The organism is Cellulosimicrobium protaetiae, from assembly GCF_009708005.2.
Classification (GTDB): Bacteria; Actinomycetota; Actinomycetes; order Actinomycetales; family Cellulomonadaceae; genus Cellulosimicrobium; species Cellulosimicrobium protaetiae.
Genome location: NZ_CP052757.1, coordinates 649,571 through 668,962, shown reverse-complemented (window position 1 = coordinate 668,962; position 19,392 = coordinate 649,571). Strand labels below are relative to the sequence as shown.

Sequence of the window (19,392 nt, the reverse complement as noted above, 5' to 3'; positions counted from 1 at the left end):
TCGTGTGTACGATCGTCCGCATGTCGTCCACCGTGCTCGCGCGACCCGCTCCCGACGTCCGTCGCGCCCGGGTCGCCGTCGCCGCGCTGTTCCTGACGAACGGCGCCCTGCTCGCGAACCTCGTGCCGCGCTACCCCGAGATCAAGGCGGGCCTCGACCTCGGCAACGCCGCGTACGGTCTCGCCGTCGCCGCCTTCCCCGCGGGGGCGATCACCGCCGGTCTCGCCGCGGCGGCGCTCGTGCGCCGGTTCGGCTCGGCGCGCGTCGCGGTCGCGGGCACCGTGCTCACCGCCGCCGGCATCCTGCTCGCCGGCCTCGCACCCGCGCTCCCCCTGCTCGTGCTCGCGCTCTTCGTCGCGGGAGCGATGGACTCCTTCACCGATGTCGCGCAGAACGCCCACGGCCTGCGCGTCCAGCGTCTCTACGGACGCTCGATCATCAACGGGTTCCACGCGCTCTGGTCGGTGGGCGCCGTCATCGGGGGCAGCATGGCCGCCGCGGCGATCGCCCTCGACCTGCCGCTGGGCACGCACCTCGCCGTCACGGGCGCGCTCTTCTCGGTCGTCGCGCTCGTGGCCCTGCGCTCGTGCCTGCCCGGGCTGGACGGCGACGTGCCCGACGGCGCCACCGCCGAAGCCGGAGCGAGCGCCTCGCCCGGCGCCCCCGCCGGCACCGGCCTCTCGGGAGCCGGCACCGACGCAGCCGCGGCGCGCACGTCCCGCGCCCGCACGGCCGCCGTCCTTGCCGCCCTCGTGCTCGTCGCCGTCGCGGGCACCCTGGTCGAGGACGCGGGCAGCACGTGGGCGGCGGTCTACCTCTCCGGGTCGCTCGGCGCACCGGCGACGATCGCCGCGGCCGGGTTCGTCGCGCTCGTCGGCGCCCAGTTCGTCGGCCGCCTCGTGGGCGACCGGCTCGTCGACCGGTTCGGGCAGCGCGCCGTCGCCCGGACCGGGGGCGTGCTCGTCGCGCTCGGCACGGGGCTCGCGCTCGCGTTCCCGTCCGTCCCGGGCACGATCGCCGGGTTCGCCGCCGCCGGGTTCGGCGTCGCGACCCTCGTCCCCGCCGCGATGCAGCAGGCCGACGAGCTCCCGGGCCTGCGCGCGGGCACCGGCCTCACGCTCGTGTCGTGGCTCATGCGCCTCGGGTTCCTCCTGTCGCCGCCGATCGTCGGTCTCGTCGCCGATGCCGCGAGCCTGCGCGCCGGGCTGCTCGTCCTGCCGCTCGCGGGCGTCGTCGTCGTGCTCCTGGCGGGCGTGCTCGCCCCGCGTCGTCGCCCGGCGGCCCGGCCCGACGCCGTCGACCACGACCGTCCCCACGCCCCGGACCGGCATGATGACCCGGACCGCCGCACGACCACCGCCCCCGAGGAGGCCACCGCATGACCACCGACTACTTCGCCGGCGACGACCGCACGAGCTACGAGCGCATGGCCGCGGGCGACCTGTACGTCGCCGACGACCCGGAGATCGCGCGCGGCGTCCACCGGGGCATGCGCCTCGTCGACGCGTACCACCGGGCGGTGCTCGACGGCGACGACGACGCGGCGCACGAGATCCTCACCGACCTCCTCGGGTCGCTCGGCGAGGGCGCGTCGGTCAAGCCCCCGCTCGCGGTCGACTTCGGCAGCAACGTGCACCTCGGCGCGCGCACGTTCGTGAACTCCGGGCTCACCGCGCTCGACGTCGCGGCGATCACGGTCGGCGACGACTGCCTCATCGGGCCGAACGTCCAGCTCCTCACCCCGACCCACCCCGTCGACCCGCAGCCGCGACGCGACAAGCTCGAGGCGGCCGAGCCCATCACGCTCGGCGACAACGTGTGGCTCGGCGGCGGCGTGATCGTGTGCCCCGGGGTGACGATCGGCGACAACACGGTCGTGGGCGCGGGCTCCGTCGTCACGCGCGACCTGCCCGCGAACGTCGTGGCCGTGGGCAACCCGGCGCGCGTGATCCGCGAGAACATCTGACCCATGACCGCGTCCGCCGCACCGACCGCGTCGGCACCCCGCGCCCGTCGCCACGACCCCGAGCGGCGCGACCGCATCGTCGACGCGTGCCTCGACGTCATCGCCGAGCACGGCGTCGCCGGGACGTCGCACCGGCGCGTGGCGGCGGCGGCCGACGTCCCGCTCGGGTCGATGACGTACCACTTCGCCGGGATGGACGAGCTGCTGCGCGAGGCGTTCGGCCGGTTCACGCGCGACGCCGCGGCCCAGTTCGAGCGCCGCATGAGCGACGCACGCACGCCCGAGGAGGCCGTGCAGGCGGTCACGACGCTCATCACGCACGACGTGTTCGCGACCCAGCGCGACCTCGTCCTCTCGCACGAGCTCTACACGCTCGCGGCGCGCGATCCGGCCTTCCGGACGCTGACGAACGCGTGGATGCGCCGCAGCCGCGACGCGCTCGGCCGGCACTTCGACCCCGCGACGTGCCGCGTGCTCGACGCGTTCATCGAGGGCATGACCATCCACCGCGCGCTCGACACCGAGCCGCACGACGACGTCGACGTCCTCGGCGCGGTCCGGCGCCTCACGCGGGTGCCCTGACGGGGTGCTCCGTCAGGGCGCGGTCACGTCGAACAGCTCGCACGTCGTGTCGTAGTACGCGTCGGTCGTGCCGCGGTGGGTCATGCCGATCCGTCGGCACACCGCCTGCGACGCCGCGTTGTCGGCGTGCGTCACCGCGACGACGCGGTCGAGCCCGCGCTCGAACGCGTGCGCGAGCACCGCGGCCGCCGCCTCCGTCGCGTACCCGCGGCCCCACACGTCGGGGTGGAAGTGCCACCCGATCTCCGTGTCGGCCGACGGCTGCAACGGGTCGCCCGTGCCGGACGCCGGGATGAGCTTGAGCAGGATGGTCCCCACGGGCGCGCCGTCGGGCAGGCCCGTGCCCTCGCCCTCGCGCGGGACGACGGCCCACACCCCGTGCGTACCGTCGTCGGCGGCGGCCCAGCGCTCGACCCGCTCCAGCGCCTCGTCGCGGTGCTCCAGGACGCGCGGCGTCACGCCGATGTACCGCATGACGTCCCAGCGCGAGTAGATGTCGAGGATGGCGTCGGCGTCGTCGGGCTGCCACGGGCGGAGGGTGAGCCGAGGCGTCGTCAAGGTCTGCATCGCCCCAGGCTACGAGGCCCGCGGGCGCCTGGGGACCGCGGCGTCAGACGATCTTGGGAAAGGTCGCCAGGAAGACGATGCCGACCACGAGGACCACGCACGCGAGCCCGACCATGGCCCAGGAGGCGCGCTCCGAGCGGAACCGGCCCGCGAACGCGCCGAAGAACAGCACGAGCGCGAAGAGCACGGTGGTCAGCGTGTAGTTGTCGCCCCGCTGGTTGTTGACGAGCGCCTGCGCGAAGAGGGCGTCGGCCCGCTCGTCGGCCTCGACCGCCTCGACCGCGCCCGGCGGGACGTAGGCGTCGAGCGCGAACGGGCTCGGGGCGGCGTCGGGGTTCTGCAGGGGGCGCGACGCGAGCCACTCGTCGAACGCGGGCTGGAAGTGGGGCGTGAAGCGCGCGCGTGTGAACTCCTCGAGCTCCGTGTCCCCGGTCGCGTACGCCTCGAGCCACAGGCTGAACACCTGGAGGTCGATGGACCGGGCGGTGTCGGCGTGCGCGCGCTCCGTCGACGCCTCGATGCGCTGGGTCGACGCGCGCGAGAAGGCGATCGACATCTCGCCGCCCCACTTGCTCGCCTCGAACCCGCTCCACGCCGTGAGGACGGCCGTCACCGCGAGCAGCACCACGGTCACGGTCTCGCGCCACGACCGCCGCGCGTGCTCGCCGTGCTGCGCCGTCTCAGCCGGCTCGGTCCGCTCGACCCGCCCGGTCTGCTCGGTCTGCTGGACCCGCTCGCCCTCGTCGGCCACGGCAGGACAGTAGCCCGGCGGGGCGGGCGCCGCGCGGCGAGCCGCGGCATGCTGCGGCATCCCGGTCAGCCGCGCCGGCGCCGGACCCCGAGCAGCGTCCCGCCCACGACGAGCGCCACGAGGGCCGCCGCGAGCAGCACGACGACGTCGGTCCCGGTCGCGGCGAGGTCGTTGCCGGGCGTCGCTCCCGGGGTCGACGTGCCGTCCGGCTCCGGGACGTCCGACGTCGGCCCGTCGGTGGGTGGCGCCGTCGGGTCGGTCGGGGTCGGGGTGGGGTTCGGCGGGACGAGGACCGTGTTCACGACGGTGCAGTCGACGTCCGCGCCGTCGTCGACCCGCACGGTGTCCACGTCGACGAGCGTGCCGCCGTCGCACACCCACCCCTCCTGGGTGTAGTCCCAGTCACTGCCCGACTCGGTGAGGTCGTACGTCCCGGCCGCCACCGGGACGAGCGTGACGTCCTCGCTCCCGTCGAAGCCGGAGATCGCCGTGGGCCCCGCGGCGGTGAGCTGCCAGTCGTCGGCGGGCGCGGCGTCGTCGACCACCTCCTTGTGGAGCGTCAGCGTGCCGGCGAGCCAGTGGTTGGTGACCGTGCACGTCACGTCGTCGCCCGGCTCGACGACGACCGTCGACACGAGCGCGCCGCCGGAACCGGGCGTCTGCACGACGCGCGCCTCGTCGCATACCCAACGCAGCGCGGTCCATCCGTCGGGGCCGCCGGACTCGCCCAGCACGTAGCGCCCCGGCCCGACGCCGACGTGCGAGACGTCGGCGGAGCCCGTGACACCCGCGATCTCACGCCCCTCGCCCGTGGCGGTCAGGGTCCAGTCGGTCGCGACGACGTCGCCGGTGTAGCCGCGGTCGTCGAGCTCCTTGACGAGCGTGAGGTGCGGCAGCTCGGCGCGGTTCGTCACGACGCACGTGACGTCGTCGCCGGGGCCGAGCGTCACCGTGGACCCCTCGACCGGCGCGGGCCCGCACGTCCATCCCTCCGACACGTAGCCGCCGTAGCCGCCCGACTCGGCGAGGTCGTAGGCGCCCGGCGGCAGCGGGACGTCGGTGACCTCGGCGCCGCCCGCAGCGCCCTCCGCCACCGTCTCGCCCGCCGCGTCGGTCGCGCTGAGCGTCCACGCGGCGGGGTCCGCCGACCCGCCGGCGACGACCTTGACGAGCGTGAGGGTCGACTCGACGTAGGTGTTCGTCACGGTGCACACGACGTCCTCGTCGGCACCGATCACGACGCTCGGGCCGTCCTGGACCAGCGCTCCCTCGCACGCCCACCCCTCCGACTCGTACCCGGGCGGCCCGCCCGACTCGGCGAGCGTGTGCACGCCCTCCCCGACGTCGACCTGCGTCACCGCGACGCTGCCCGAGGGCCCCGAGATCGTCCCGGTCCCGCCGTCGGCCTGGGGACCCGTGGCCGAGAGGGTCCAGTCCTCTGGTGCGGCCGGGCCGCCGTCGACCACCTTGACGAGCGTGAGGAGCGAGGGCAGCGCGGTGTTGGTGATCGTGCAGCCGACGACGGCGCCCTCGCCGATGCTCACGACGTCGCCCTCGACCGTGGCGCCCGTGCACTCCCACGGCCCTGCCTCGAAGCCGCTCCACCCGTCCTCGCTCAGCGTGTAGTCGCCGGCGGGGACGAACGCGTCCGTCACGGCCGGGGAGCCCGAGGGGCCGCTGACCGTCACCACGTCGCCGGGCGTCGGCTCGCCGGTCGCGCTGAGCGTCCAGTGCGAGGGCTGGGCGAACAGCTCGCCCTCGAGCTCCTTCGTCAGCGTGAGCGTCGCGCCGGCCCAGGTGTTCGTCGCGGTGCACACGACGTCGTCGCCCTCCGCGACGGTCACGGCGCCGTCCGAGCCGTCGCCCGACGTCGCGCCCGTGCACGACCACGCGCCGTCGTACCCGGCCGGGCCGTCCTCGGAGAGGGTGTACCTCCCGGGGCTCACCTCGGCCGCGGTGACCGCCGCGTCCCCCGTGGTCCCGGTGACGGTCGTCGTGCCGTTCTCCGCCGTGAGCGTCCAGTCCCCGGCCACCGCCGGTCCGCCGACGACCTCCTTGACGAGCGTCAGGGTCGGCACGGTCGGCACCACCGGCGCGACGTTGGTGACGACGCACGTCACCGAGTCGGCGAGGTCGATCGTCACGGTGCTGCCGACGACCTCCGCGCCCTCGCACACCCAGCCGTCGTCGCGGTAGCCGGCTGGCCCGCCCTCCTCGGAGAGGGTGTACTGCCCGATGCGGACGGCCTGGTCCGTCACCGCGTCGGACCCGGACGGCCCGGCGATCGACGACGGCCCCTGCGCGCGCAGCGTCCAGTCCTCGGGCGACGCCGTGCCCCCGACCACCGCCTTGACGAGCGTGAGCGTCGGGGAGATCGCCTCGTTGTCCACCGTGCACGTGAGCGTGCCGCCGGGCGGCACGACGACGTCGGGCGTGGGGTCGAGGATGTCCTCCCCGCCGCAGTTCCAGTTCTGGAACCGGAAGCCCGCGACGCCGCCCGTCTCCCAGATCCGGTACGTGCCCGCCGGGACCTCGAGCGACTGGACGCCGTTGAGCCCGTCACCCTCGATGACCGCACCGGTCTCGACGTTGCGCGCGTGCATCGTCCACAGCTCGCGCCGCCCCTCCGACGAGCCGGTGTCGAGGTTCTCGATGCGCTTGAAGAGCGAGAGCCGCCCGGTCTCGACCTGCGCGGAGGCAGGCAGGGCTCCGACCGCGGCGAGCGCGAGCAGGGTGCCGAGGGCGAGCACGAGCGCGACGACCGCCGCGAGCGCCGCGGCGGACCTCGACATGCGCAGCGACGTGCGGGGTGACGCGGGGGACGGCATCGGTACGGGCACCTCCGGCTGGGGACGGATCGAACGTATCGCCCGGCTCGTGGGGGCGCGCGGCGACCGCCGTTCGTCGCACGCGGGCCACCGTTCGTCGCACACCTCGACCGCCGGTCGACGTGACCTGGATCACCCCCTCGCGGGCTCCCTAGCCTTCCGTGGTCGGACGCAACGACGCGACCCTGGAGAGGCTCGATGACGACAGACACCCGCGCGGCGCGGAACGCCGCCCCCGACGAGCCGGAGATCGTGCCGGACCCGTCGCTGCCCCCCACCGCAGTGCCCGACTCCGTCCCCGGAGCGGAGACCCGGACCCGCTGGACGCCGCAGAAGATCGCCCTGTGGGCCGCGATCTCGCTGCTCGGCGGCATCGCCTGGGTCATGCTCGCGGTCGTCCGCGGCGAGACCGTCAACGCGATCTGGTTCGTGTTCGCGGCCGTCTGCACCTACCTCATCGGGTACCGCTTCTACTCGAAGGTCATCGAGCGCTACATCACGCGCCCCGACGACCGCCGTGCCACCCCGGCCGAGGTGCGCGAGGACGGCAAGGACTACGTCCCGACCGACCGCCGCGTGCTGTTCGGCCACCACTTCGCCGCGATCGCCGGCGCCGGCCCGCTCGTCGGCCCGGTGCTCGCCGCGCAGATGGGCTACCTGCCCGGCACGATCTGGATCATCGTGGGCGTCGTGCTCGCGGGCGCCGTCCAGGACTACCTCGTCCTGTTCTTCTCCATGCGCCGCGGCGGGCGGACCATCGGCCAGATGGCGCGCCAGGAGCTCGGGCGCGTGGGCGGCACCGCCGCGATCGTCGCGTCGCTGCTCATCATGATCATCATCGTCGCGATCCTCGCGCTGGTGGTCGTCAACGCGCTCGGCGAGAGCCCGTGGGGCGTGTTCTCCGTCTCGATGACCATCCCGATCGCGCTCTTCATGGGCGTCTACCTGCGCTACATCCGCCCGGGGAAGATCACCGAGGTCTCGATCATCGGGTTCGTCCTGCTGATGGCCGCGATCGTCGCGGGCGGCTGGATCGCGGACACGTCGTGGGGCGCCGAGCTGTTCCACCTCGACCGCACGACCATCGCGGTCGGCGTGATCGTCTACGGCTTCGTCGCCGCCGTCCTGCCCGTGTGGCTCCTGCTCGCCCCGCGCGACTACCTGTCGACGTTCATGAAGGTCGGCGTCATCGTCGTCCTCGCCGTCGCGGTGATCGTCGTGCGGCCCGAGATCACGGTGCCCGCGATCAGCGAGTTCGCGAGCGGCGAGACGGGCCCGGTCGTGTCCGGCGCGCTCTTCCCGTTCCTCTTCGTCACCATCGCGTGCGGCGCGTTGTCCGGGTTCCACGCGCTCATCGCGTCGGGCACCACGCCCAAGCTCGTCGAGAAGGAGCGCCAGACGCGCTTCATCGGCTACGGCGGCATGCTCATGGAGTCGTTCGTCGCGATCATGGCGCTCGTCGCCGCGATCTCGATCGACCGCGGCATCTACTTCGCGATGAACTCGTCGGCCGCCGCGACCGGCGGCACCGTCGAGGGCGCCGTGGCGTTCGTCAACGGGCTCGGCCTCATGGGCGTGAACCTCACGCCGGACATGCTCACGTCCACCGCCGCGGCGGTCGGAGAACCATCGATCGTGTCCCGCACGGGCGGCGCCCCGACGCTCGCCCTGGGCCTCGCGCACATCATGCAGCAGCTCGTCGGCGGCACCGCGATGATGGGCTTCTGGTACCACTTCGCGATCATGTTCGAGGCGCTGTTCATCCTCACCGCCGTCGACGCCGGCACGCGCGTCGCGCGCTTCATGCTCCAGGACACGATCGGCAACGTGGCGCCGAAGTTCCGGGACGTGACGTGGCGGCCCGGGGTGTGGTTGTGCACCGCGATCATGGTCGCCGGGTGGGGATCGATCCTCTACCTCGGCGTGACCGACCCGCTCGGCGGCATCAACACGTTCTTCCCGCTGTTCGGCATCGCGAACCAGCTCCTCGCGGCCATCGCGCTCGCCGTCGTGCTGGCGATCGTCGCCAAGCGTGGCCGCAGCTACCAGCGCTGGCTGTGGATCGTCGCGGCGCCGCTCGCGTTCACCGCGGTCATCACGATCTGGGCGTCGATCGAGAAGATCTTCTCCCCCGTCCCCGCGGTCGGGTACTGGGCCAACCACAACGCCTTCAAGGACGCGCTCGCCGCGGGCGAGACGTCGTTCGGCACGGCCGGCTCGGTCGAGGCGATGGAGGCGGTCGTCCGCAACACGTTCGTCCAGGGCACGCTGTCGATCGTGTTCGTCGTCCTCGCGATCGTCGTCATCGTCGCGTCGGTCCTCGTCACCGCGAAGGCGCTGCGCACCGGCGGCGGGGAGAACCACGAGGACCCGCCCGTGGCCTCGCGCCGCTTCGCCCCGGCCGACGTGTTCGCCACGAAGGCCGAGAAGGAGATCGAGAAGGAGTGGGCGGCCCTCCCGCCCGAGAAGCGACCCGTCGCGACGGGGCACCGGTGACGGTGCGGCACGAGTCCCCGCAGGGTCCCGCCACGACGGTCGGCACGACCGTCGCGGCGGGGCCTCGCGGCCGCGCGTCCGCCGTCGCGCGTCGGGTGCGCGACGGCGTCGCGTCGGTGCGGTGGTACGTGCGGCAGGTCATGGGCGACGACGCGTACGCCACCTACGCCGCGCACCAGCGCGCGGTGCACCCCGGCGGGATCGTGATGACCGAGCGCGAGTTCTGGCGCATGCGCCACGCCGAGCAGGACGCCAACCCGGGCTCGCGCTGCTGCTGACGGCCTAGGCTCGTCGCCGTGCTCCGCCTCCGCGTCGACCTGCTCCTGCCGCGGGTCTCGACCGCCGACGTCCGGCAGCGCGCCGCGGAGCTGCCCCGGCGCGGGCAGGAGGTCCGGGTCCGCGTGCGCGGCGACGTGCTCGTCGCGCGCCGCTGGGTCAACGGTGTGCACGCGACCGGTCACAGCGTGCTGCGGGCCCGCCTCACGGAAGAGCCCGACGGCGTCCGGGTACGTGGGGCGGTCACGCCGAGCGAGTTGGACCTCGTCATGGTCGCGACCTGGCTCGCCGCGGCGGGCGGGCTCGCGACGCTCGGCGCCGTCTACCAGAGCGGGGTCGCGTGGCTCGTCGCACTCATCCCGCTCGCGTTCGGCGCCGTCTTCGCCGCCTGGCTGCCCGGGGCCGCACGGGCCGGTCACGACGTCCTGCTCCGGACGCTCGCCGGCCTCGGCGAGAGAGCCGACCCGGACGGGCTACGGTGACGGACGTGGCTCGCCCTCCCGTCCCCATCACGCTCGACCCGCCGCGGGGGACCTTCTCCGCTTGCACCCTCGTGCCCGCCACCGACCCCGAGACGGCGGCGAGGTGGGTGGCCGCCGCGTTCGACGCGCTGCGCTGGAAGCGTCGGGCGTCCGACGTCGCGCACCGCGAGGGCGCGTCGTTGTGGGAGGTCGGGAGCGCGGTCCGTGCTTTCTTCCTCGACGACCTCGACGTGCTCCGCCTCGTCACCCCGCGCGCGGCGGCCTTCTTCTCCCACGGGCGGGCCGTCGCGACGGTCCAGCCCGACAGCGCCGCGCGCCGCACCGTCGTCACGCTCTCCCTCGTCGAAGGCCAGCTCTCCTGCCGCGAGAGCTTCGGTGCCGTCGCGCGGAACCTGCACGAGGCCGCGGTCCGCGCCCGGGCGCTTCCTCCCGACGACGTCCCGGTGTGGACGAGCGCCTACGACCTACCCGCCGGCTCCCCCGGCGACCCGCGGTCGCGCAAGCGCCTGTTCCGCGGCTCCTGAGCGGAAGGCTGCGAGCGGCACACCGTCGCCCGGGACTCTCACGCGCCGGCGACGTCACGGGGGCCCGCGGCGGTCCCCCTCACCGCGCGCACTGCGAGGAAGCGGGTCGACGCAGCGAGGCGCACGGAGCATCGCGTCAAAACTATCTCGTTTCCGAGACACTTTTGACATGGCACACACCCGCGAACGCCTCCTCGAGGACGCGTTCGAGCGTCATGGCTTCATCACACGTGCCGACGCGCTACGCGACGGGCACAGCCCGAACGCACTGCGCATGCTCATCGCTCGTGGCGCACTGGAGAAGGTCGCCCACGGCGTCTATCGCATGCCCGTCGTGCCCGCCTCCGAGTACGACAACCTCCACCTGGCCGTGCTGTGGACCGGCGTGGAGAACGCAGCCCTGTCCCACGAGACCGCTCTGTCCTTGTACGAGCTCAGCGACGTCAACCCCGACCGGATTCACGTCACCGTGCCCACGCGCCGACGCATCCGCCGCGGGGGCGGGCAGGGGATCGAAGTCCACCATCAGGACCTTGATCCTCGCCAGATCGGCTGGTTCGAGCAGATCCCGACCGTCAAGCCCGCGACCGCGATCCAGCAGTGCATCGAGACCGGGACCCCGACCTATCTGCTGCGCCAAGCGCTGCGCGACGCGCGCGCGAGCGGGCGCATCACCGCCGACGAGGGCGAACGCCTCAGAAGGAGACTCGAAGACCGTGACGCAGCCCCCTGACCTGCCGCGCGCTCTCGCCGAGCTCAAGCCCAGGGCCAAGGCGCCCGCGTCGTCGAGCATGCTCAGCAGCTGGATCAACCAGACCGAGCAGAAAGTCGGGTCCTACGGCGGACGTCTGGGCTGGCTCATCGCCTCGACCGTCGTCGTCGCCGTTCTTCAGCGCGCTCTGGACGTCGACGGACAGCCACACTTCCTGCTCAAGGGCGGCACCCTGCTCCAGCACCGCCTTCCGGCTGCCTCCACGCGCGCCACCAAGGACGTCGACGGTCTCGTCCGCGGCGACATCGACGCCTTCATCCACAAGCTCGACGACGTCCTGGACGAGCCATGGGGGCCGCTGTCGCTTCGCCGCACGGCAGTCGACGTCATCGAGACCCCCACGTGCGTGATCAAGCCACGGCGCTTCGACATCGTCCTGGAGATACGGGGCAAGACGTGGCGCAAGATCCAGGTTGAGATCGCCCCCGACGAGGGCGGAGCCGGCCTGGCGCCAGAGCCGTTCACACCACCACCGCTCGCCTACGTCGGCCTTCCCGATCCCGAGGCCCTCGTCGGCCTGGCCCTGCGGTACCAGGTCGCGCAGAAGATCCACGCGTGCTCGGACCCTCACGACCCACGGAACGTCGTCAACGACCGGGCCCGCGACGTCGTGGACCTGTTGCTGCTGCGCGAGCTCCACGAGATCGGTGCGGACACCGCGGCCGTACGCGCCGCCGTCGTGGACATCTTCGACGCGCGGGCACGCGACGACCGGACTCTCGGGCGCGCCGTACGCACGTGGCCGTGCGAGGTGGTCGCCCACCAGCACTGGTCGGCGGACTGCGAGCGCGCAGCCGCCGACGCTCGTCTGCCCCTGACGCTCGGGCAGGCGGTCGCAGAGCTGAACGCGTGGCTGACGCTGATCGACTCCGCCGAGCCCGACGGCGACGAGGCCAGCAGGTAGCAGAGACGAGGAGCGCCACGGCGAGCACCGGGAGGGCCGTCGTCCTGCGCAGGGGACGTCGTCGGGTCATGTCTCGATCGTGTCGTCCGGTGGGCGAACCCAGCACCGTCCGGGTGGGCGCCGACGCGAGGGCGGGGTGCCGTGGGACGATGCCGCCCGTGACGGAACTGACCCTGGACGACGACGCCAAGCGCCGCGTGGTGCGCGCCAACCTCACGTTCGTCGCGATCCTCGTGCCGATCCTCGGGCTCACGGCGGTCTCCGTGGGGATCAGCACGCGCAACCTCGGCCTCGCGCTGGGCTACGCCTGCGTCGTGCTCGCGATGATCCCGCTGACGTACGTGCTCGCGCGCCGGTTCACCGACCGCTCCCGCGTCACGTTCGGTGACGGGTCCGTGGCGGTCCAGGGCTGGGGCCGGCCGCGGCGGTTCACGGTGGCCGAGATCGAGCGCGTCGTCACGGTCGACAGCATGGGGTTCGGGGGCATGACGCCGACGCACCACCTCATCGTCGTGGGCCCGACCAAGCGCCTGGCCCTGCTCGTCGGGCAGATGTGGGACCGCGACCAGCTCTCGGCCGTCGCGCTCGACCTCGCGCACCGCGGCGTCCCGCTCAACCCCGTCCACCAGCCGGTCACGCCCGCGCAGCTGCGCGGGATGGACCCGCGCCTCGTGCCGTGGCGTCAGGCGCACCCGGTCGCGCTGGGCCTGCTCGTCGGGCTCGGGGCGCTGCTGTTCTTCCTGGTCGCGTTCGTCGTCATGGTCGCGCTCCTCGTCTGACCGCCGCGCCCGGCCGGGCGCGGTCGTGCCAGTAGCCCTGCGCGTGCACGCGCGACCGTGCCACGCCCGCCGCCACGAGCTCGGCCCGGACGCGCGCGACGGTGGCGCTCTCCGTCGCGCACCACGCGTAGAAGCCGTCGCCCGCAGAGGCCGCTGACCGGCCGTGCTCCGCGACCCAGCCGCGGACGGCGCCCAGCACCGCGCGCTCGGCACCGCGGCGTCGTCCGCGGGGCACGTGCTCGACGCGCACGGTCGCGGGCACGACCCCGATCGGGGCGTCCGCCGGGTCGTCGGCCTCGACGAGCACGTGCGCCCGGACGCCGGTGCCGAGGCTCGCGAGGATGCCGCGCACCGCGGGCGCAGAGGTCTCGTCGGCGACGAGGAGCACGTGCCCGACGGCGGGCCCCGGGTCCCACTGCGTGCCGTGGTCGGTCACGCCGAACCGCGCGTGCGGCGCGGACAGCAGGACGCGGTCCCCGACCGCCGCCCGCCGCGCCCAGGCGCTCGCCGGGCCCGCGGGCTCGTGCAGGTACAGATCGAGGTCGACCTCGGCGACCTCCGGCCGCACGGCCACGGGCGTGTACGAGCGCATGGCGGGGCGCACGTCGTCGTCGAGCGCGGACCACTCGCGGCGCCACGTGCTCTCGTCCGCGAGGCGCGCGCTGCGCCCGAGGCGGTCGGCGCCCGGCCCCGGGAGCAGGATCTTCACGCGCTGGTCGAGCCCGACGTCGGCGCACCCGGCCAGGTCGGGCCCGGCGAGCGTCACCCGCACGAGGCGCGGGCCGACGTCGTGCACGCGCGCCACCGTCGTCGGGAAGAGCACGTTGGGCGACCGGTGGAACCGGCACCCGGCCGGGCTCCCGGCGGTCGCCGAGGGCCCGGCCGCCCCGTCAGGAGCCGGCACGGTCCTGCAGGAACGACTCGACGTCGTCGAGCACGGCCTGGCCGCCGAGCGGGCCGACCCCGCTGATCCAGTACGACTGGTCGACGACGCGCACGTCCGGGAACGACGCGGCGTTGAGCGTGATCTCGGCCGGGACCGCCGACGGGTCGTCGGGGTCTGCCGCGGTGACGACGACGAGGTCGGCCGCGGCCTCCGTGATGCGCTCGGGCGAGAGGTCGACGGAGATGTCCGGGCCCCAGTCCTGCTCCGGGGTCGTGAAGCCGACGCACTCGAGCGTGCTCCCGGCGAACGACGACGGCCCGTACGCGGACACGATGCCGTCGCGCGGGCGCAGGAGCTGCGCCGTCCCGGTGACGTCGTAGTCCTCCTGGATCTGCGCGCACCGCTCGTCGTAGCCGTCGAGCAACGCCTGCGCGTCGGGCTCCCGCCCGAGCGCACGGCCGACGAGCAGGACGTTCTCCTGCCACGGGTCGGTCTGCGTCGCCATGAACACGGTGGGGGCGATCGCGGCGAGCTGGTCGTAGAGGTCCGTGTGCCGCGACTCGGTGCCGAGGATGAGGTCGGGCTCCAGGGCGGCGATCGCCTCGAGGCTGGGCTCGGGCACGGTGCCGACGACCTCGGTCTCCTGCGCGGCCTCGCCCAGGTAGGCGGGGACGCCCGCCTCGACGCTGAGCACGGCGGCACCGACCGGGACGACGCCGAGCGCGACGGCGGTGTCCGTCTCGACCGGCTCGAGCGTCACGACGCGCTGCGGTGCGGCGTCGAGCTCGGCGGTACCGCGCGCGTGCTCGACCGTGTAGCCCGTCGACGCGGTCTCCTCGGCGGAGGGCTCGGCGTCGGCCGGGTCGGTGCCGCCCGACGAGCACGCGGCGAGCGCGGTCGTGGCGAGCACGACGGCGGCGGCGAGCGCGGCGCGGCGGCGACGGCGCAGGGGCGGCAGGGGCGCGGAGTTCGGCACAGAGGTTCCTTCGTCGAGAACAGGGATGCCTTACCTTACTTCGCCCGTACGGGTGGTCGGTGCCGCGCTCGCTACGATCGCTGCATGTCCGGGCCCGTGTTCGCCGGCGCCGTCGCCGGTCTCGTCGTGGGCGTGCTGCTCACCCTCGGCCTCGTGCTCGCCTGGCGGCTCGCGCGCGGGTCTCGCGAGCTCGGGAGCGACTCCGACCGCGCGACGTTCCGGACCCTGCACCTCGCCTCGCGGGCGGCGACCCACCTGCGGGACGGGCTCGACGGCGACGACGTGGGGCGTGCGGCCCGCTCGCTGCGCCAGCTCCTCGGCGCCGACGCGCTCGCCGTCGTCACGGCCGAAGGAGCGGTCGCGCTCGACGGCGGCTCCACGCTCGAACCCGACGCGCGCCGCGTCGCCGAGCGCGTGCTCGCGACCGGTCGACGCCACGTCGAGAGCCGCGACGCGGGCGAAGGCGGGGACGTCGCGGACGCCGTCGGCGCCCCGGTCGTGGCCGGCGGGCGCGTCGCCGGCGTCGTCGTCGCGTTCGCGGGCACCGTGCGGCCGCCGCTGGTGCGCGCGACCGGGGAGGTCGCGCAGTGGTGCGCGGCGCAGCTCGAGCTCGCCGAGCTCGAGGCGTCACGCACCGCGCTCGCCGAGGCCGAGCTGCGCGCGCTCCGCGCCCAGATCAGCCCGCACTTCGTCTACAACGCGCTCGGCGCCATCGCGTCGTTCATCAGCACCGACCCCGAGCGGGCACGCGACCTCGTGCTCGACTTCGCCGACTTCACGCGCTACTCGTTCCGCGGCCGCGGCGACTTCACGACCCTCGCCGACGAGCTCCGCTCCATCCACTCCTACGTCGAGCTCGAGCGTGCCCGGTTCGGCGAGCGCCTCGCCGTGACCCTGCAGATCGCTCCGGAGTCGCTGACGACCGTCATCCCGTTCCTGTCGGTGCAGCCGCTCGTCGAGAACGCGGTGCGGCACGGCCTGGAGCCGAAGGAGCGGGGCGGGACGATCGTCATCACCGCGCGCGACGAGGGCACCCAGACGGAGATCACGGTCGAGGACGACGGCGTCGGCATGGAGCCGGGCGTCGTGCGCGAGCTCCTCACGTCGCGCGGGAACGAGCACGTGGGCCTGCGCAACGTCGACCGTCGCGTCCGCCAGCTCTACGGTGACGACCACGCGCTCGACATCGAGACCGCGCCCGGCTCGGGCACGCTCGTGCGGCTGCGCGTGCCGCGGTCCCAGCCCCTGCACGAGACGGAGGTGAGCGTGCCGTGACGGGCACCGACCCGACCCCCGACCCGACCCCGGGACGGGTCGCGGACCAGCCGGCGGGCCTCGGCGACGCGCCCGCGGAGGGGCCGAGCGCCGTCGGGCTCGACGTGCTCGTCGCCGACGACGAGCGTCCCGTGCTCGACGAGCTCGTCGCGCTGCTGCGGCGCGACGCGCGTGTGCGGACCGTGCTCGGGGTCGCGACCGGCTCCGAGGCGCTGGTCGAGCTCTCCTCCCGCCGGGTCGACGCCGCGTTCCTCGACATCCACATGCCCGGGCTCACGGGGCTCGACCTCGCGCGCGCCCTCTCACGCTTCGCCGACCGGCCCGCGGTCGTGTTCGTCACCGCCGACGAGGCGCGTGCCCTCGAGGCGTTCGACGTCGAGGCCGTCGACTACGTGCTCAAGCCCGTGCGCCGCGAGCGTCTGACGCGCGCCGTGGACCGGGTCGTGGAACGCGTCACGGACCGTGCCGGGCGCGCCGCCGGACCGGGCGGAGGACCGGGCGGAGGACCGGGCGGAGGACCGGGCGGAGGACCCAGCGGCGGGCCGGGCGCCGGGCCGGGCGGCGGACACGACGGCACGGGCACGCCTGCCGCGAGCGCCGCGTCCCCCGGGTCGTCGCGCGGGACGGGCCGCGCTCGCGTGCCCGAGGACGAGACGCTCGTCGTGACGGTCGGGACGACGACGCGCCTCGTGCGGCGCAGCGCGGTGCGCTGGGTCCAGGCGCAGGGCGACTACTCGCGGCTCGTGACGGACTCCGAGCAGTTCCTCGTGCGCGAGCCGCTCTCCGACCTGGAGGAGCGCTGGGCGTCCGCCGGGTTCCTGCGCGTGCACCGGTCGTACCTCGTGGACCGGGCCGCCGTGACCGCGGCACGGTTCGGCGGCACGCAACCCGCGCTCGTCGTCGCGGGGCACGAGGTCCCGGTGAGCCGCCGCATGGTCCCGGCGGTGCGCGAGGCGCTGCTCGGCCCGCACCGGGGTCCGTCGTGAGTGCTCCTGACGCCGCGTCGGACCCGCCCGGCGACGAAGGTGCCCTCGCGCGAGGGCCGCACCCCGAGGCGCCTCCCTCGGACCGGGGGGCGGCACCCGGCCCGCGCCGACCCGGACGGGTGCGCGTCCGGTCGACCGATCCCCTGCCCGCCGCCGGTCCCGTGCCCGACGTCCCGGCGGGCGCACCGTCGTCGGGCACGTCCACGGCCACCGCGGGGCGTCCCGAGGAGCCGGACGACGCCGCGGCTCCCTACACGCGCGGCCTCGTGCGGGCCCAGCTCCGGCTCGGGCTCGCGTGCGTGGTCTCGTTCCTCGCGGTCGTCGCGCTGCTCACCGTGACGATGAGCGCCGTGCCCGCGCTGGACGCGGTCGTGGTCCTCGGCGTCCCCCTGCCGTGGCTCGTGCACGCCTACGGCTTCTACCCGGTGATCCTCGCGTTCGCGGTCGTGTTCGCGGTCACGGCCGCCCGCAACGAGCGCCGGTACCGCGCGCTCGCCGAAGGGTCCGGCGGCCCGGACGAGGGCGGTGGCTCGTGAGCGCGCTGCCCCTCGTCGCGATCGGGCTGCTCCTGCTCGCGACCGGCCTCATCGGGTTCTACGGCCTGCGCATCTCGCGCACCACGAGCGACTTCTTCGTCGCGTCGCGCACCGTCCGTCCGGTGTGGAACGCGTCCGCGATCAGCGGCGAGTACCTGTCCGCCGGCACGTTCCTCGGCCTCTCGGGCCTCGTGCTGCTCTCGGGTGCCGAGGCGTTCTGGTTCCCCGTCGGGTACGCGGCCGGGTACCTGCTCGTCCTGCTGTTCGTCGCCGGCCCGCTGCGCCGCAGCGGCGCGTACACGATCCCCGACTTCGTCCACGCCCGGCTCGACTCCGTCGTCGCGCGCCGCGTGACGAGCGTGCTCGTGCTCGTCATCGGGTGGCTCTACGTCGTGCCGCAGCTCCACGGCGCGGCGCTCGTCATCACGAGCGTCGCGCCCGTCCCGCCGTGGGTCGGGTCGGTCGGGATCGCGGTCGTCGTGAGCGCGGTCGTCGCGGCCGGCGGCATGCGCTCCATCACGTTCGTCCAGGCGTTCCAGTTCTGGGTCAAGCTCACCGCGCTCGCGCTGCCCCTCGTGTTCGTGCTCATGGCGCTGGGCGGCGCGTTCGAGCCGGGTGGCGCCACCGTGACCTTCGACCCCGCGGCGGTCTTCCCGCACGACGCCGGTCCCGGCGGCCTCGACGCGTACGCGACCGTGTCGCTCCTGCTCGCGCTGCTGCTCGGGACCACCGGCCTGCCGCACGTCCTCGTGCGCTTCTACACCTCGCCCGACGGCGGCTCCGCCCGCCGCACGACCGTCGTCGTGCTCGTGATGATCAGCGTGTTCTACATGGTGTCCAGCACGCTCGGGCTCGTCGCCCGGGTCGTCGCACCCGACCTCGCGGAGCCCGGCGTCGCCGACACCGTCGTCCTCACGCTGCCGACCCGCCTCGTGCCCGGGATCGGTGGCGAGCTCCTCGCCGCGCTCGTCGTGGCGGGTGCTTTCGCCGCGTTCCTCGGCACGTCGTCGGGGCTCGTCGTGGCGCTCGCGGGCGTCGTGAGCCAGGACCTGTTCGGCGGGACCGTGCGGTCCTTCCGCTGGTCGGCGGTCGCGTGCACGCTCATCCCGCTGGCGTTCGCGCTCGTCACCATCCCGCAGGGCCTCGTGACGAGCGTCGGGACGGTGTTCGTCTTCGCCGCGTCCGCCCTCTCGCCGGTGATCCTGCTCGGCGTGTGGTGGCGCCGCCTCACCGCGCGCGGCGCGGTCGCGGGGATGGTCGTCGGGTCCGTCCTGTGCGCGACGGCGCTGCTCGCCTCGTCCGCGCTCGTCGCCGCGGGCTACGGGACCGGCCCGGCCGGGGAGGCGGTCGACGGCGTCCCCGGCGTCGTGCGCGCCCTGCTCGCCCAGCCCGCCGCCTGGACCATCCCGCTCGCGACGGCGACCGTCGTCGTCGTGTCCCTGCGCGACCGCCACGGACCACCGCTGCGCACCGACCGGTTCCTGCGGCGCCTGCACGTGCCGGAGCTCCGGCGCCGTTGACGACGGTGTGGGACCTGAAATCTGTAGCGTAGAAGGCCTGAAATCTGTAGCGCAGGAGCCCTGAACTGGTCAGATCCAGCGCGCGCCGATCTCGTCGTGGAGCCGGGACATCTCACCTGGCGGTCACCCTCGACCGCATGCCGGATGGGTCGTAGGATCGGGTCAACCATCCAGAGCGGTCGAGAGTCCTGGCTCGACGACACCGCAGCAACCCGCCGACGGAAGCCTCCCGAGGACAAAGGTGCTAACGCCAGGGTCGATGGAGCGACTAATGGTCTCAGAGGCA

The 19,392-nt window shown here is 74.2% G+C and carries 19 protein-coding genes and 1 riboswitch; of the genes, 14 read left to right on the top strand and 5 right to left on the bottom strand.

Annotated features, from left to right (window positions below; genetic code table 11):
• Positions 1–20: 20 nt before the first annotated feature.
• The 3 genes from FIC82_RS02925 to FIC82_RS02915 are packed head-to-tail and all read left to right on the top strand — an operon-like array spanning position 21 to position 2,548.
• The gene (locus FIC82_RS02925; RefSeq protein WP_154797488.1) at positions 21–1,382 is read left to right on the top strand and encodes an MFS transporter; all 1,362 of its coding nucleotides are present in this window, start codon (positions 21–23) and stop codon (positions 1,380–1,382) included.
• Positions 1,379–1,966: a sugar O-acetyltransferase gene (locus tag FIC82_RS02920; RefSeq protein WP_154797487.1), complete on the top strand. Its 588-nt coding sequence runs from the start codon at positions 1,379–1,381 to the stop codon at positions 1,964–1,966. Before FIC82_RS02925 ends, FIC82_RS02920 begins: the two co-directional genes overlap by 4 nt.
• Positions 1,967–1,969: 3 nt before the next feature.
• Positions 1,970–2,548 carry a TetR/AcrR family transcriptional regulator gene (locus FIC82_RS02915; protein WP_154797486.1) on the top strand — a complete coding sequence of 193 codons (579 nt, stop codon included), beginning with the start codon at positions 1,970–1,972 and terminating at the stop codon, positions 2,546–2,548.
• A 12-nt stretch (positions 2,549–2,560) separates the two neighbouring features.
• On the opposite strand, the gene FIC82_RS02910 is transcribed toward FIC82_RS02915, so the two are convergent.
• The 3 genes from FIC82_RS02910 to FIC82_RS02900 form a co-directional block, all read right to left on the bottom strand.
• A complete protein-coding gene (locus tag FIC82_RS02910) occupies positions 2,561–3,115 on the bottom strand; it encodes a GNAT family N-acetyltransferase (protein ID WP_154797485.1) in 555 nt (184 codons plus the stop codon).
• Between the two features lie 43 nt (positions 3,116–3,158).
• Positions 3,159–3,866 carry a hypothetical protein gene (locus FIC82_RS02905; protein ID WP_253691373.1) on the bottom strand — a complete coding sequence of 236 codons (708 nt, stop codon included), beginning with the start codon at positions 3,864–3,866 and terminating at the stop codon, positions 3,159–3,161.
• 65 nt (positions 3,867–3,931) lie between these two features.
• Positions 3,932–6,658: a hypothetical protein gene (locus FIC82_RS02900; protein WP_154797484.1), complete on the bottom strand. Its 2,727-nt coding sequence runs from the start codon at positions 6,656–6,658 to the stop codon at positions 3,932–3,934.
• A 234-nt stretch (positions 6,659–6,892) separates the two neighbouring features.
• Here FIC82_RS02900 and FIC82_RS02895 point away from each other — a divergent pair, with 234 nt between their 5' ends.
• The 7 genes from FIC82_RS02895 to FIC82_RS02865 all read left to right on the top strand — a co-directional run bounded on the left by FIC82_RS02895 (position 6,893) and on the right by FIC82_RS02865 (position 12,927).
• Positions 6,893–9,190 (top strand): carbon starvation CstA family protein, encoded by a 2,298-nt coding sequence (locus tag FIC82_RS02895; protein ID WP_154797483.1) that lies wholly within the window; start codon positions 6,893–6,895, stop codon positions 9,188–9,190.
• Entirely contained in the window at positions 9,187–9,468 is a 282-nt protein-coding gene (locus tag FIC82_RS21280; protein ID WP_336240272.1) for a YbdD/YjiX family protein, read from the top strand. Before FIC82_RS02895 ends, FIC82_RS21280 begins: the two co-directional genes overlap by 4 nt.
• A gap of 18 nt (positions 9,469–9,486) precedes the next feature.
• Positions 9,487–9,948, top strand: coding sequence for a hypothetical protein (locus FIC82_RS02885; protein WP_154797482.1), 462 nt, complete (start codon positions 9,487–9,489; stop codon positions 9,946–9,948).
• A 5-nt stretch (positions 9,949–9,953) separates the two neighbouring features.
• Positions 9,954–10,472, top strand: a complete 519-nt coding sequence (locus FIC82_RS02880; protein WP_154797481.1) for a hypothetical protein — start codon at positions 9,954–9,956, stop codon at positions 10,470–10,472.
• A gap of 169 nt (positions 10,473–10,641) precedes the next feature.
• The gene (locus FIC82_RS02875) at positions 10,642–11,205 is read left to right on the top strand and encodes a type IV toxin-antitoxin system AbiEi family antitoxin domain-containing protein (RefSeq protein WP_154797480.1); all 564 of its coding nucleotides are present in this window, start codon (positions 10,642–10,644) and stop codon (positions 11,203–11,205) included.
• Entirely contained in the window at positions 11,189–12,148 is a 960-nt protein-coding gene (locus FIC82_RS02870; protein ID WP_154797479.1) for a nucleotidyl transferase AbiEii/AbiGii toxin family protein, read from the top strand. The genes FIC82_RS02875 and FIC82_RS02870 overlap by 17 nt, the downstream gene beginning before the upstream one ends.
• A 158-nt stretch (positions 12,149–12,306) precedes the next feature.
• Positions 12,307–12,927 carry a hypothetical protein gene (locus tag FIC82_RS02865; RefSeq protein ID WP_154797478.1) on the top strand — a complete coding sequence of 207 codons (621 nt, stop codon included), beginning with the start codon at positions 12,307–12,309 and terminating at the stop codon, positions 12,925–12,927.
• Here FIC82_RS02865 and FIC82_RS02860 read toward each other — a convergent pair.
• Both FIC82_RS02860 and FIC82_RS02855 read right to left on the bottom strand, forming a co-directional pair.
• Positions 12,905–13,723, bottom strand: a complete 819-nt coding sequence (locus FIC82_RS02860; RefSeq protein WP_216609969.1) for a siderophore-interacting protein — start codon at positions 13,721–13,723, stop codon at positions 12,905–12,907. The genes FIC82_RS02865 and FIC82_RS02860 overlap by 23 nt on opposite strands.
• 94 nt (positions 13,724–13,817) lie before the next feature.
• The gene (locus FIC82_RS02855) at positions 13,818–14,789 is read right to left on the bottom strand and encodes an ABC transporter substrate-binding protein (protein ID WP_253691371.1); all 972 of its coding nucleotides are present in this window, start codon (positions 14,787–14,789) and stop codon (positions 13,818–13,820) included.
• Positions 14,790–14,873: 84 nt separating this feature from the next.
• Between FIC82_RS02855 and FIC82_RS02850 the strand changes: the two genes are divergently transcribed.
• The 4 genes from FIC82_RS02850 to FIC82_RS02835 all read left to right on the top strand — a co-directional run bounded on the left by FIC82_RS02850 (position 14,874) and on the right by FIC82_RS02835 (position 19,106).
• On the top strand, positions 14,874–16,064 hold the full coding sequence (locus FIC82_RS02850) for a sensor histidine kinase (RefSeq protein ID WP_154797477.1): 1,191 nt from the start codon (positions 14,874–14,876) through the stop codon (positions 16,062–16,064).
• Entirely contained in the window at positions 16,061–17,050 is a 990-nt protein-coding gene (locus tag FIC82_RS20975; protein WP_168731439.1) for a LytR/AlgR family response regulator transcription factor, read from the top strand. Before FIC82_RS02850 ends, FIC82_RS20975 begins: the two co-directional genes overlap by 4 nt.
• 161 nt (positions 17,051–17,211) lie before the next feature.
• Positions 17,212–17,586: a heavy metal transporter gene (locus tag FIC82_RS02840; RefSeq protein WP_154797476.1), complete on the top strand. Its 375-nt coding sequence runs from the start codon at positions 17,212–17,214 to the stop codon at positions 17,584–17,586.
• Positions 17,583–19,106, top strand: coding sequence for a sodium/solute symporter (locus tag FIC82_RS02835; protein ID WP_168731438.1), 1,524 nt, complete (start codon positions 17,583–17,585; stop codon positions 19,104–19,106). Before FIC82_RS02840 ends, FIC82_RS02835 begins: the two co-directional genes overlap by 4 nt.
• Before the next feature lie 163 nt (positions 19,107–19,269).
• Positions 19,270–19,372, top strand: a riboswitch (SAM riboswitch).
• Positions 19,373–19,392 lie beyond the last annotated feature (20 nt).